Below are 12,533 nucleotides of genomic sequence, written 5' to 3'. Positions count from 1 at the left end.
AGGAGAACGACATGACGAATTCACTCGCAGACTGGAAAGGTGCCCCAGCCCCCTCCGTGCAAACCCTCGAAGGGCGGTTTATTCGCCTGGAAAAACTTGACCCGGCGCGTCACGCCGACGGTTTGTGGAAAGCCCTGCAAGGTCCCGGCGCCGACCCGAAACTCTGGGACTATTTGCCTTACGGTCCTTTCCCGGAGCGCAGCGTTTTCAACGACTGGCTGAACAACCACGCCGCCAACAGCGACCCGTATTTCTTCTGCGTGATCGACCGTGCCAGCGGTGATGTGCAAGGCATTCTCAGCTTGATGTCGATCGTTCCGGCACAAGGTCGCATCGAGATCGGCCACGTCACCTTCGGCGCGTCGATGCAGCGTTCGCCAAAAAGTACCGAAGCGGTGTATCTGCTGGCCAAAGAGTCGTTTGCGCTGGGCTACCGGCGTCTGGAGTGGAAATGCAACAACGGCAACGCACGCTCCAAGTACGCGGCGGAGCGGTTGGGGTTCAGTTTTGAAGGGGTGTTCCGCCAGCACATGGTGGTGAAGGGTCAGAACCGGGATACCGCGTGGTATTCGATTCTGGATTCGGAATGGCCGGCGATTGGTGCGGGGTTTGAGCGGTGGCTGTCTGATGAGAATCAGACGGGTTCGGGGCAGGTGAAAACTCTGGCTGAGTGTCGCGGGTAAATCAGCGGCGCCCTTTCGGACGCCATCGCGAGCAGGCTCGCTCCCACAGGGTTTTGGGTTGACCACACATTTGTGAACAGCCCCAATCCAATGTGGGAGCGAGACCGGCTTGCCGGCGATTGGCTTCACCCCAACTTCTGGGCCAACACCGCAATATGCTCCGGCCCAATCCCGCAGCACCCACCCAAATGGCTGGCGCCGCGCTTCTGCCAATCGGCCGCCCACTGCAGATAACCCGGCGGATCAAGGTCCTCGCGCAACGGGTCCAGACCATCATTGGCCGTCGCCTCTTTCGGTTGCGGCGGGAAGGCATTGGCATACGCGCCGATGTGAATCTTCACCCCCAAACGCTCGAAGGTTTCTCGCGCTGCATCAATCGCCGCACCGATCACTTCCGGTTGGCTGCAGTTGAACAGCAACGTCTCGACGCCCAGCTCGGCAGCCACCGCAGCCGCTTCAGCCACAGGCTCACCGGAGCGTAAACGCGGGACTTCGTCCGTGTCCTCATCCTTCAGGGTAAACGACAGCCAGAACGGCTTGCCGTCTTTCGGCAGACCGGCGTGAATCGCTCGCGCTTCAACGATCGAACTCTGGGTTTCCGCCAGCCACAAATCAACATAGGGTGCCAGGCCGTTTACCAGCGGCGTCAGCAGTTCAGTTACCCGACTGGCGTCGAACAGGTCTGGGCGGTAGGAGCCAAACAGCGGCGGCAGTGAGCCCGCCAGGCGAACCGGTTTGCCCGAGGCATCAACCGCACGCCGTGCCAGCTCACCGGCCAGCGCTGCAAGCGCCTGCCCCTCAGCAGCAAAACGCGCTTCGCCAATGTGAAACGGCACCACCGCGTAACTGTTGCTGGTGATCACGTTCGCACCGCTTTCGATATAAGCCGCGTGCACCGCCTCCACGGCCTGCGGCGCTTCGCTCAAGGCCAGCGCCGACCATTCAGGCTGCCTGAATGGCGCACCGCGGCGCTGCAACTCACGACCCATGCCGCCATCCAGAATCACTGTGCTTGCTGCGCCCATATGCTTTTCACTCATAAGCTTATGAAAAAAACTCACTACCGGAGTCATATTTATAACTATTTAATACGTACCATTCGGTGAATAACAACCAATTTTTTTCAGGGATCGACTGTGAAACTTCAACCACTCCTGGCCCTGGGCCTGACGATTCTGGCCGCCTCCACCCATGCCTTCGGCGGCGCAACGCTGGACCGCATCGAGCAAAAGAAAGAACTGGTCGGCGTGCTGATGGAAAGCTATCCACCCTTCTCGTTCCTCAATGACCAGAACCAACTCGACGGCTTCGATGTTGATGTGGCCAAAGCCGTGGCGAATAAACTCGGGGTCAAACTGCGCCTCGAAACGCCATCCTGGGACGTGATCGCCGCCGGCCGCTGGAGCGGGCGCTATGACATTTGCATCTGCTCCATGACCCCGAGCAAGGCCCGCGCCGAAGTCTTCGACTTCCCGGTCGAGTACTACGCCTCACCGGCGGTGATCGTGGTCAACGCCAAGGACGACAGCATCCACAGCGCCAAGGATCTGAGCGGCAAGAAAGTCGGCCTCACCAGCGCCTCCAGCTACGAAAGCTACCTGAACAAAAATCTGGTGATCGAAGGCGCCGAAGACACGCAGTTGCAGTACCCCTTCGAGAATGTGCAAATCGCCCCGTACGACACCGACAACGTGGCGTTCCAGGATCTGGGGCTGGGTACTGGCGTGCGACTGGATGCGGTCCTCACCAACCTGGTTACCGCGCAGCCGCGACTGACCGAAGACAAACGCTTCAAGCTCGCCGGCGAACCGCTGTACTCGGAGCCGAACTCGGTGGCCATCGAAAAAGGCGACGCGCAGTGGGACGCCAAGGTGCGTGACGTCTTCGCGCAACTGAAACAGGACGGCACCCTGAGCAAGCTCTCGCAAAAATGGATCGGCGCCGACATCAGCAAATGACTTCCTTTCCCAACCCTCCTCAGCCGCCACAACCGGCGGCTGAGTCTCGGCTGCAACGGTTCTTCGGTTTTCGCACGCGGCTGTACCTGACCTGGGCGGCAATGCTGGGTCTGTTCGCCAGTTTCTTCCTGAGCTTCGACCTGAAGTTCTCGATCATCCTCGACAAACTGCCCAACCTGATCGGCCTGCACCTGGCGCCGAACGGCTTTCTGCAGGGCGCGGCGCTGACACTGTTTTTGTGCCTGTGCTCGATCCTCGCATCGTCGCTGCTGGGCTTCATCACGGCCATTGCACGACTGTCGAAAAGCGCTGTGGCCTTCGGGATTGCGAGTTTTTACGCCTCGTTCTTTCGCGGCACCCCTTTGCTGATCCAGATCCTGCTGATCTACCTGGGTCTGCCGCAACTCGGCATTGTGCCGGGCGCCGTCGCCGCCGGCATCATCGCCCTGTCGCTGAACTACGGCGCGTACCTGAGCGAAATCTTCCGCGCCGGCATCCTCGGCGTCCCCCACGGCCAACGCGAAGCCTCGCTGGCACTGGGCATGCGCGAAACCGTGATCTTCTGGCGCGTCACCCTGCCACAAGCCATGCGCACCATCATCCCGCCGACCACCAATCAATTCATCTCGATGCTCAAAGACTCGTCACTGATCTCGGTGATGGGCGTTTGGGAAGTGATGTTTCTGGCGCAATCGTATGGGCGGTCGAGCTATCGGTATATCGAGATGCTGACGACCGCGGCGATTATTTACTGGGTGATGTCGATTGGGTTGGAGCTGATTCAGGCGCGGATGGAGCGGCATTACGGGAAGGCGTATTTGGGTCGCAGCTAGGGAAGGATTGCAGCTTTCGAACATGCGCAACCCTTGTAGAACGGGCTTGCTGGCGATGACGATCTCGAGGGCGCCATCGCCGGCAAGCCGGGCTCTCCAGAGCAATCAGCTATGGGTAGACGAGTTTCCAGGCCTTAACAAACAGACCGGTCCTGAAATGCTGTAGGCAAAAACCCCGGCTCATGAAGGCCGCTGCGCAAGTAGACTTCAACGCCCAATTTTAGCTACAACCGAATGTCCAAGACCCTGCAGAAATGCCCGAAACGCCCGGCATTCAAGCACTGGGCCTGCCTCCTAAAGTTCGACCTCCTGAAAAACGAGGTCGCACTCAATGCCCAAGCCTTACACCCATCGCCCGCACCGACTCGCATTAGCGATCGCCCTCACACTCGGCAGCATCGAGCTGTCCATGGCTCAGCAAGCAGAGCCTGTTACCGTCATCGAAGCTCCTGTCAAGAAGACTAGTGCAGCGCTGTGGCCGAAAAAAGACGACCTTCTGGCGATCAGAAACTTCATTGGCCCGATGTCGCATGCCGTCAACGCCGCTGCGCCTGAACCGAAAGAACCGTCCATTCCGGTGGAATCCGCTCCACCGGCTCCGGAACCTGTGGATCTTGCTGCAGATCTTTATGAGTTTCCCGAAACGCCCAACGATTCACTCTTACCCAACCTGCCCGAAACAGTCGCAGAGCACATCACCGCCGAGCCGATCATCAATGACCCGTTAGCAACCGGGAAATTGCCCCCTTCGATGGATCAGCATGATGAAACTCACAAGACACCTGACACCCCTTTCGAACCGGTAAACGACGACGTGCTGCTCACGTTCTTGGACTTTGCAAAAGCCGACACAACCAAGCGCACTACTGCTTCAGGGCAGTACGCAAGCATCGATGGAGTCTCGCTGGCGCTAGGGGAGGAAAATGACCTGTTGATCATCAACAAGGGCGCCAGCTTTTCAGGGGAAATTCAGGGCGGCGACGGGGTGAACGGTATACTCCTGGACTCACCCGAAGGCGGCATACTCGGCCAGACCCGTAACTTTCTTGGCTTGCGAGTGGCCCAAGGTGCCTGGACTTTGATCGGCAAAGGTGACTTTGGCCTGGGAGCAGAAGTGTTGAGCGGTGCGAAGCTGTTCAATCGGGGCAGTATCGCGGGTGATGTCGATGTTTTCGAGGGCGGCACCTACGGTGGGCACGGTGAAGTTCGCGACCTGTTCGTAGACGGTACGCTAATGGTCACTGAGCTGTTGGGGGCGCCCCACGTCAAAGGAGAGCTGACCCTTTCGCAAAGCGCCACGTTATCTTATGTAGTAACCGCTGCAGATCAAATACCGACCCTTGTTGTCGACGGTGTAGCCGAGCTTTGGAACGCCTCTCTGAATCTCGTCGCACTGCCGGGCAGCTATTCCACCAGCACCGTATACACCCTGCTCCGGGCCAGCAAAGTGGACGGTGAATTCGATCATGTCACCAGTAATCTGGCGTACTTGACTCCAAAACTATTCCAGTCCGAAACCGAGGTGTTGCTGCAATACGCTCGAAATGAACTGCCGTTGGGGTACTTCGCCCTCAACGACAACAGCGAGAACTTTGGCCAGAGTGTTGTGGAACCTGCGGCCTCAGCAAATGCCGCCATTGCTGCCCTCCTCGGTTCGACCGTGGACACTGCGGCCAATGCCCTCGATCAACTCGCTGGTGACAGCACCGCCAATCTCGCCAAGATGACCCTCAACAGCGACGCCCCGGTCAGCGCCAGCATGCTTTCGGCCATGCGTCAGTTGGATAGCGCCGATAGCAAATCCGGCAGGCGAAACAACGCGCCTCGCTTGGCTGCCGGCAGCGAAAACGACGGTAGAGTCTGGCTGCAAGCGCTGGGACATGGTGGGAAAGTGGATCGCGACTATGACGCTCTGCGCCATTCCACCAAGGGTCTGGTCGTGGGAGCTGATTGGGCAATTGATGAGGAATGGCGCTTGGGTGTGATCGGCGGCAAATCCGACACTCGCCTGGATAGCCGCACACTCGATGGTGACCTTGATAGCTGGCATTTGGGGGCCTATGCACTGCGCCAGAATGGACCACTGGCGCTGCGTTTGGGGCTCACCCATAGCAGCCACGATGGCAGCACCAAACGTCGAGTAGCCTTCAATGGATTCAGCGACAATCCCAAAGGTCAGTACGAGGCCAATACGCAACAAGTCTTCGCAGAAGCGGGTTACAACCTGGGTCGCGACGTCTACCGCATCGAACCGTTCGCCAGCCTCGGCTATCAGCGCTACCAACGCGACGGCTACACAGAAAAAGGTGGGGATGCGACCCTGAAAGTCTTGGGACAAACGCGCAACAACGTCAACAGTACCTTCGGTCTGCGCGTGGCGAAGCTCAATACGTTCGATAACGGCATGCAGTTGACCCCGCGTTTCAGCGCAGGCTGGAAGCAGACTTACGGTGAACTCGAGAGCCACACCCGACAAAAACTGGCGACGGGTGGCACGCGCTTCACCGTGGAAGGTGCACCGCTGGATCGTCACAGCGTGGTGCTCGATGCCGGGCTCGACCTGTCTCTTTCGGCGCGGCATACGCTGGGCGTTGGCGCCACCGGAGAGATCGGCACCGACAGCCGAAACCATGGCGTCACGGGTCAGTGGCGAATGACCTTCTAACCCTCACAAATCCCGGGCGAAAAAAAAGGGGAGCACATGCCCCCCCGAGGTTTAAAGCGTTATATCGAGGCTGTTAACTCAGCCTTCGATCTCGATCAGTATTTCGCCCGGATTCACCCGATCGCCCTTGGCCACGTGGATGGCGGTGACTTTGCCGGCGATGGCCGCCTGCACTTCGGTCTCCATCTTCATCGCTTCGGTGATCAGCACGGCCTGGCCGGCTTTCACAACATCGCCTTCCTTGACCAGCACGTCGACGATGTTGCCCGGCATGGTGGTGCTGACATGGCCCGGCGCGGTGGCTTGCTTGCGCTTGCTGTTGCCGCCGCTGACGAATTCGTTGAGTGGTTCGAACACCACTTCTTCCGGCATGCCGTCGATGGACAGGTAGAAGTGACGCTTGCCTTCCGCCTTGACGCCGACACCGGTGATGTCGACGCGGTAGGTTTCGCCGTGGACGTCGATGACGAACTCGGTCGGCACGCCTTCGCCACCGGCAGAGGCTACGCCACCCGCTTCAGGAATCGGCAACAGCACTTCTGGAGTGAGCGTACCCGCAGCGCGTTCTTCGAGGAATTTGCGGCCGATGTCCGGGAACATCGCGTAGGTCAGCACGTCCTCTTCAGACTTGGCCACCGCGCCGATTTCGGCACGCAGCTTGGTCATTTCCGGCTTGAGCAGGTCAGCCGGACGAACGTCGATCACTTCTTCGCTGCCAATGGCCTGGCGACGCAGTTTTTCGTTCACGGTGCCCGGCGCCTTGCCGTAGCCGCCTTGCAGGTAGAGCTTCACTTCGTTGGTGATGGTCTTGTAGCGCTCACCGGCCAGCACGTTGAAGAACGCCTGGGTGCCGACGATCTGCGAGGTCGGGGTCACCAGCGGCGGGAAGCCGAGGTCTTCACGAACGCGCGGAATTTCAGCGAGCACTTCGCCCATGCGGTTCAGCGCGCCCTGCTCTTTCAGCTGGTTGGCCAGGTTGGAAATCATCCCGCCCGGCACCTGGTTGACTTGCACGCGGGTGTCGACGGCGGTGAATTCGCTTTCGAACTGGTGGTACTTCTTGCGCACGGCGTAGAAGTACAAGCCGATCTCTTGCAGCAGCTCCAGATTCAGGCCGGTGTCGAATTCGCTGCCTTTCAGGGCAGCGACCATCGACTCGGTACCCGGGTGGCTGGTGCCCGAGGCGAAGCTGGAGATCGCGGTGTCGATGTGATCGGCGCCGTTTTCGATGGCCTTGAGCTGGCACATGGTCGCCATGCCAGCGGTATCGTGGGAGTGAATGAACACGGGCAGCGACTGCTCGGCTTTCAACGCCTTGACCAGTTCGCCGGTGGCGTATGGCGTCAGCAGGCCCGCCATGTCCTTGATCGCCACCGAGTCGCAACCCATGGCTTCCATTTGCTTGGCTTGCGCAACGAACGCATCGATGGTGTGCACCGGGCTGGTGGTGTAAGCGATGGTGCCTTGGGCGTGTTTGCCCGACGCTTTTACCGCTTCGATGGCCACGCGCAGGTTACGCACGTCGTTCATCGCATCGAAGATACGGAACACGTCGATGCCGTTGACCGCTGCCTTGGCGACGAAGGCTTTGACCACGTCATCGCTGTAGTGGCGATAGCCCAGCAGGTTCTGGCCACGCAGGAGCATTTGCAGACGCGTGTTAGGCAACGCCGCGCGCAATTGGCGCAGACGCTCCCACGGGTCTTCTTTTAGAAAGCGTACGCAGGCGTCGAAGGTTGCGCCGCCCCAGCATTCCAGCGACCAGTAGCCGACTTTGTCGAGCTTGTCGCAGATCGGCAGCATGTCTTCGGTGCGCATGCGGGTGGCGAGCAGCGATTGGTGGGCGTCGCGCAGGATTGTGTCGGTAACGTGGATTTGCTTGCTCATTGTTCTTTTCCTCACAGGCCTGCGTGGGCGGCGATGGCGGCGGCGATGGCCAGGGCCAGCTCTTCGGGTTTGCGCTTGATCGAGTAGTTGGTCAGTTCCGGGTGGCTTTCAACGAAGCTGGTGTTGAACTGGCCGCTACGGAATTCCGGGTTACGCAGAATTTCCTGGTAGTAGGCGGCGGTGGTCTTGACCCCTTGCAGACGCATGTCGTCGAGGGCGCGCAAGCCACGGTCCATCGCTTCTTCCCAGGTCAGCGCCCACACCACCAGTTTCAGACACATGGAGTCGTAGAACGGCGGAATGGTGTAGCCGGTGTAGATCGCCGTGTCGGTACGCACGCCAGGACCGCCGGGTGCGTAGTAACGGGTGATCTTGCCGAAACTCGGCAGGAAGTTGTTTTTCGGGTCTTCGGCGTTGATCCGGAATTGCAGCGCGAAACCGCGGTGCTGGATATCTTCCTGTTTCACCGAAAGCGGCAGGCCCGACGCGATGCGGATCTGTTCACGCACGATGTCGATGCCGGTGATTTCTTCGGTGATGGTGTGTTCTACCTGCACCCGGGTGTTCATCTCCATGAAGTACACCTCGCCCTCGGCGAGCAGGAACTCCACGGTACCGGCGTTCTCGTAGCCCACGGCCTTGGCCGCACGCACCGACAGGTCGCCGATGTAGGCGCGCTGTTCCGGGGTCAATTGCGGGCTCGGGGCGATCTCGATGAGCTTTTGGTTACGGCGCTGGATCGAGCAGTCACGCTCGAACAGGTGCACCACGTTGCCAAAACTGTCACCGAGGATCTGCGCTTCGATGTGTTTTGGATTGACGATGCATTTTTCGAGGAACACTTCCGCCGAACCGAAGGCCTTGGTGGCTTCGGAAATGACCCGAGGGAATGCTTGTTCAAGTTCTTCACGGCTGTCGCAGCGACGGATACCACGGCCACCACCACCGGAAGTCGCCTTGAGCATCACCGGATAACCAATGCGGTCGCCTTCGATCAACGCCTCGGCGATGTCCGCGACGTTGCCCTCGGTGCCTGGGGTGACGGGTACGCCAGCCTTGATCATGCTGCGGCGGGCTTCAGTCTTGTCGCCCATGCGACGAATCACTTCAGCCGATGGACCGATGAACTTGATGCCGCGTTCTGCGCAAATATCTGCCAGTTCAGCGTTTTCCGAGAGGAAACCGTAGCCGGGATGCAACGCATCACAACCGGTTTCTACCGCCAGATTCACCAGCTTGCGCGCATTCAGGTAACCAGCCAGGGGCTCGGCACCGATGCTGTGGGCTTCATCCGCGCGCTTCACATGCAAGGCATGGCGGTCGGCGTCGGAATAGATCGCGACCGAGCGAATGCCCATCTCGGCGCAGGCACGCACGATTCGTACGGCAATCTCACCACGGTTGGCGATCAGGATCTTTGTTATCACTTGGAGGTTCCCTTGAGCCGGTGGTACCCACGACCTGCTAGACCAGGTCGACGCGTGACCAAATGTTTCAATTTAGTCGCAGCCCCACACTAGTCCCCACAAGGAATAAACAAAAATGATTAATTATTGGGTCAGGCATAAGTAAAGACTTATAGTTGATTTATCAGCCTGCTGTGGGAGCGCTCAAATAATGCGTAAGTCATTGATGCGTATGACATTACGTCAATTGCAGATCTTCAATGAGGTCTGTGATTTACGGTCATACAGCCGCGCGGCCGACGAAATGTCGCTTACACAACCTGCTGTGAGCTTACAAATTCGTCAACTTGAGGAGCTGATTGGTCAGCCGCTGTTCGATTACGTCGGCAAAAAACTCTATATGACGGAAGCCGCCGAAGCTCTTCAACGTGCCAGTCGGGACATTTTCGGGCGCCTGGAAAACCTCGACATGCAGCTGTCGGACATGCAGGGCTCGCTGCAAGGCCAATTGAAGCTGGCAGTGGAATCCAGCGCGAAGTATTTCGTGCCACACCTGTTTGCCGCGTTCAAACGCCAGCATCCGGAAGTGAACCTGCAACTGACGGTGGTCAACCGAGGGCAAGTGATCCGCCGCCTCTCCGACAACCGCGATGACCTGGTGATCATGTCCATGGTGCCGCAGGACATGGGGCTGGAGTTTCTGCCATTCCTCAACAATCCGATCGTGGCCGTGGCGCCACCGGATCATCCGCTGTGCCACATGGGCCCGCTGCGCTTGCAGGACCTCGAACCCTACACACTGCTACTGCGCGAGCCCGGCTCGGGTACGCGACTGGCGTGCGAAGAGTATTTCAAGGAAAAGCGCGTGCACTTCAACCAGACCCAGGAGGTCGCATCGGCCGAAGCGCAGCGTGAATGTGTGCTGGCGGGTCTGGGCGTTGCGCTGTTGACGCGCCACGCCCTGAACCTTGAATTGGCGACCGGTGGACTGATCGAGCTACCGGTCGAAGAACTGCCGCTGTTTCGCAGTTGGTGCCTGGTGCAGGCCAAGGCCAAACGGCTGTCGCCGGTGGCCCACGCATTCCTTGCGTTTATCCGCAGCGAACGGGTGCAGATCAGCGCCCTGGTTGAGCGTTTCGACGGGAAGTTGCGGGCGCTGCCTGCCAGTAGTTGAGTTCCAGATCAGAAAAATCGCCGATCTCGGCCAGCAGCTGGCGGCGCTCGCAGCGATCTTCGATGGCGCGGCGAAATTCCATGCGGCGCTGGTCTTCTTGCTGACGACGGGTTTTAACGGCGCTGTTGCGTTCTTCGTAGGGCTGGGCCATTTCGAGTCTCCCAAGGCGAGTACGGGAGTTACAGGATGGGCCCGAGGGATGACGGTTTGGCGGCGGGTGAGTTACAGGGATGTGAATCTTCGGCGTTTTCGATGACGCCATCGCGAGCAGGCTCGCTCCCACATTTGACCGAGTTGTTCTGACGGACGCGGCCCCTGTGGGAGCGAGCCTGCTCGCGATCAAGGTCGGAACGACCTTACGACGACGTCAGTCGTCCAGCGCTTTCACCGACTTGGGCGACAACCGCAAGCTGCGCAGGCTGCGCTTGACGCTCTTGAGGTGGTTGACCAGGCTCGGCCCGCGCGCCATGGCCACGCCCATCGCCAACACGTCGATCACCACCAGGTGGGCGATGCGCGAGGTCAGCGGCGTATAGATTTCAGTGTCTTCGTGCACATCGATCGCGAGATTGACGGTCGACAGCTCAGCCAGCGGTGTCTGGCTCGGGCACAAGGTGATCAGCGAAGCGCCGCTTTCGCGCACCAGGTTGGCCGTGATCAACAGGTCTTTGGAGCGCCCCGACTGGGAAATGCAGATTGCGACGTCGGTCGGCTTCAACGTGACCGCCGACATCGCTTGCATGTGCGGGTCAGAATACGCGGCCGCCGTCAGCAGCAAACGGAAGAATTTGTGCTGGGCATCCGCCGCCACGGCACCCGAGGCGCCAAAACCATAAAACTCGACACGTTGAGCCTGGGACATCAGCGATACCGCCCGCTGCAATTCCACCGGGTCGAGCTTCTCGCGAACCTCCATCAGGGTGTGCAGGGTGGTGTCGAAGATTTTCAGGCTGTAGTCGGCGACAGAATCATCTTCATGGATCGCAAACTGGCCGAAGCTCGCACCCGCCGCGAGGCTCTGCGCCAGTTTTAATTTCAGATCCTGAAACCCGGAACAACCAATGGCGCGGCAGAACCGCACGATGGTCGGTTCGCTGATGCCCACGCTGTGGGCCAGGTCGGCCATGGAACTGTGCATCACCGCCGCTGGATCAAGCAGCACGTGGTCGGCGACCTTCAGCTCCGACTTGCGTAACAGGTGGCGTGACTGGGCGATGTGTTGCAGCAGATTCAAGGGGCTGGACTCTTTGTTATTGGCAGGTGCCGGGGATGTAGCAAGCTTGTAGTTATACTACATGAATTGGCTTTTTGCCTGCTCAATGCGTAACCGAATCCCTCGTTTTCAGGCGTGCGCGCTTCATGTAGCACTCATTGTCAGTGCTCCAACGCAACCGAAGCACACCCTTGAGGCTGACAACCACCCCTGATCGACCTACTCGAAGTTTCCGAAGCTTAGTTGCAATTACAACAAATTAATTAAACACTCAAACTTACAAATACAACTAACACCCCCCTTCCAAAAACAACGGCGCCTAGTTACTTTGATCGTGCAGGAGCAATCAAACTTAATTACAGGAGTTACGCACTATGAGCATTAAAACCAAAAACTGGACCGCACAAATCGACCGCATGCCTGGCGCAGCTTCTTTCCGCACCGCTGGCACCGTAACCGTCGCACACACAGGCATTACCCCTAAGCTGGTGATGACAGCTCTGCAGGATAAATCCTTTGATCTGCGACTGGAGTTGATTCTTGAAAACTCCAACGACATTTCGCTGCAAGTTGAAACAGACAAAGTTGTCGAATATAAAGCGCTGGGGGATTCTAATGTTTCCGGCGTGAGCATCTTCTATAACGGCGAAAAAATTCACCACATCGATGAAGTGCTGATTACAAACTAAGTCTATAAATACCTTCCCGTCACTT

General features: G+C 58.6%; 11 protein-coding genes. 6 read left to right on the top strand and 5 right to left on the bottom strand.

Annotation, left to right across the window (positions count from 1 at the left end; all coding sequences use genetic code 11):
* The first annotated feature begins 11 nt into the window (after positions 1 to 11).
* On the top strand, positions 12 to 683 hold the full coding sequence (locus F8N43_RS13040) for a GNAT family N-acetyltransferase (protein ID WP_150638234.1): 672 nt from the start codon (positions 12 to 14) through the stop codon (positions 681 to 683).
* A gap of 125 nt (positions 684 to 808) precedes the next feature.
* Here the strand turns inward: F8N43_RS13040 and F8N43_RS13035 are convergent, their stop codons facing one another.
* A complete protein-coding gene (locus F8N43_RS13035; protein WP_150634582.1) occupies positions 809 to 1,708 on the bottom strand; it encodes a homocysteine S-methyltransferase family protein in 900 nt (299 codons plus the stop codon).
* A 111-nt stretch (positions 1,709 to 1,819) separates the two neighbouring features.
* Between F8N43_RS13035 and F8N43_RS13030 the strand changes: the two genes are divergently transcribed.
* From F8N43_RS13030 to F8N43_RS13020, 3 genes are all read left to right on the top strand, one after another.
* On the top strand, positions 1,820 to 2,641 hold the full coding sequence (locus F8N43_RS13030) for an ABC transporter substrate-binding protein (protein WP_150634581.1): 822 nt from the start codon (positions 1,820 to 1,822) through the stop codon (positions 2,639 to 2,641).
* Positions 2,638 to 3,474, top strand: a complete 837-nt coding sequence (locus F8N43_RS13025; RefSeq protein WP_150634580.1) for an amino acid ABC transporter permease — start codon at positions 2,638 to 2,640, stop codon at positions 3,472 to 3,474. Before F8N43_RS13030 ends, F8N43_RS13025 begins: the two co-directional genes overlap by 4 nt.
* Positions 3,475 to 3,805: 331 nt before the next feature.
* On the top strand, positions 3,806 to 6,139 hold the full coding sequence (locus F8N43_RS13020) for an autotransporter domain-containing protein (RefSeq protein ID WP_224787827.1): 2,334 nt from the start codon (positions 3,806 to 3,808) through the stop codon (positions 6,137 to 6,139).
* A gap of 78 nt (positions 6,140 to 6,217) precedes the next feature.
* Here F8N43_RS13020 and oadA read toward each other — a convergent pair whose 3' ends face one another.
* Together oadA and F8N43_RS13010 are read right to left on the bottom strand one after the other, a co-directional pair.
* Positions 6,218 to 8,026, bottom strand: a complete 1,809-nt coding sequence (gene oadA, locus F8N43_RS13015; protein ID WP_150634579.1) for a sodium-extruding oxaloacetate decarboxylase subunit alpha — start codon at positions 8,024 to 8,026, stop codon at positions 6,218 to 6,220.
* An 11-nt stretch (positions 8,027 to 8,037) separates the two neighbouring features.
* Positions 8,038 to 9,453 (bottom strand): acetyl-CoA carboxylase biotin carboxylase subunit, encoded by a 1,416-nt coding sequence (locus F8N43_RS13010; RefSeq protein WP_150634578.1) that lies wholly within the window; start codon positions 9,451 to 9,453, stop codon positions 8,038 to 8,040.
* A gap of 190 nt (positions 9,454 to 9,643) precedes the next feature.
* Here F8N43_RS13010 and F8N43_RS13005 point away from each other — a divergent pair, with 190 nt between their 5' ends.
* On the top strand, positions 9,644 to 10,606 hold the full coding sequence (locus tag F8N43_RS13005; protein ID WP_150634577.1) for a LysR family transcriptional regulator: 963 nt from the start codon (positions 9,644 to 9,646) through the stop codon (positions 10,604 to 10,606).
* Here the strand turns inward: F8N43_RS13005 and F8N43_RS13000 are convergent.
* Together F8N43_RS13000 and hexR are read right to left on the bottom strand one after the other, a co-directional pair.
* Positions 10,548 to 10,757 (bottom strand): PA3496 family putative envelope integrity protein, encoded by a 210-nt coding sequence (locus tag F8N43_RS13000; RefSeq protein WP_010465375.1) that lies wholly within the window; start codon positions 10,755 to 10,757, stop codon positions 10,548 to 10,550. The two genes, F8N43_RS13005 and F8N43_RS13000, sit on opposite strands and share 59 nt — an antisense overlap.
* Positions 10,758 to 10,973: 216 nt before the next feature.
* Complete coding sequence (gene hexR / locus F8N43_RS12995) at positions 10,974 to 11,840, bottom strand: transcriptional regulator HexR (protein WP_008027445.1); 867 nt, start codon at positions 11,838 to 11,840, stop codon at positions 10,974 to 10,976.
* A 353-nt stretch (positions 11,841 to 12,193) separates the two neighbouring features.
* On the opposite strand from hexR, the gene F8N43_RS12990 reads away from it, so the two are divergent.
* Positions 12,194 to 12,508 carry a hypothetical protein gene (locus tag F8N43_RS12990; protein ID WP_150634576.1) on the top strand — a complete coding sequence of 105 codons (315 nt, stop codon included), beginning with the start codon at positions 12,194 to 12,196 and terminating at the stop codon, positions 12,506 to 12,508.
* Positions 12,509 to 12,533 lie beyond the last annotated feature (25 nt).

Origin of the sequence: Pseudomonas fluorescens, from assembly GCF_902498065.1 — a bacterium.
Classification (GTDB): Bacteria; Pseudomonadota; Gammaproteobacteria; order Pseudomonadales; family Pseudomonadaceae; genus Aquipseudomonas; species Aquipseudomonas fluorescens_BJ.
The sequence above is the reverse complement of the archived record's forward strand: the minus strand, read 5'-3'. Positions and strand labels throughout refer to the sequence as shown.